Origin of the sequence: Gluconacetobacter johannae (assembly GCF_014174305.1) — a bacterium.
Classification (GTDB): domain Bacteria; phylum Pseudomonadota; class Alphaproteobacteria; order Acetobacterales; family Acetobacteraceae; genus Gluconacetobacter; species Gluconacetobacter johannae.
The window spans coordinates 1-764 of the sequence record NZ_JABEQH010000044.1 but is presented as its reverse complement, the minus strand read 5'-3'; the positions used below and the strand labels follow the sequence as shown (position 1 = coordinate 764).

The window sequence follows — 764 nt, the reverse complement described above, 5'->3', positions numbered from 1 at the left end:
ACAGGCTTGTCTTATGCATTCCGTGTCGCTGCGTGCGACAAAGGACTGATTTTTCCGGGGTGGCCACCCCGGAAAAATCAGGAAGGGGACGGGTCGGTGACAGGCAGACCGTGATGGGTCGGCTTGAGAGTATGACCGCCCCTTCTTTTCCTTGTGCCCTGAACGGATACCCGAGGGTTTGGCCTCGGATGACAAGCATAGGACATGGAAAAGATGACGCATCCGGCCACGGCTTCCAAGCCCGAACCACAGCCCGCGTCGATCACGATCGGGATCGACGTCTCCAAGGATCATCTCGACGCGGCCCGTCACCCCGGTGGAGAGACCGTGCGCGTAGCCAACACCCGCAAGGGCCAAACTGCACTGCTGCGCTGGATCGGCGACCTGAAGGCCGTCGCGCGGGTGGTGTTCGAACCGACTGGCCCGTATCACCGGCTGCTGGAGGAACGGCTGGCGTCCCTCGGCGTGCCAACGATCAAGGTCAACCCGCGGCTGGCGCGCCGCTTCGCCGAGGCTACCGGCAGGCTCGCCAAGACCGATCGTATCGATGCATTGATGCTGGCGCGCTATGGCGCACTGCTGGAGCCGGTCGCACGCCCCGTCCGTTCAGACCTGCAGAACCGTCTGGCCGAACTGGTCGCGGCCCGGCGCAGTCTGATGCGAGACCGGACGGCAACGAGCAATCGCCTCAAAACCTTGACGATCGACTTGCTGAAACGCCATGGCCGACATCGTTTGCGGCAGATTGAAGTGCAGATCGCTTC

The 764-nt window shown here is 62.8% G+C and carries 1 protein-coding gene; it reads left to right on the top strand.

The genetic code is table 11. The features are described from left to right. Positions 1-204: 204 nt before the first annotated feature. On the top strand, positions 205-764 hold a 560-nt coding region (locus tag HLH21_RS16825; protein WP_182944896.1), incomplete at its 3' end, for an IS110 family transposase.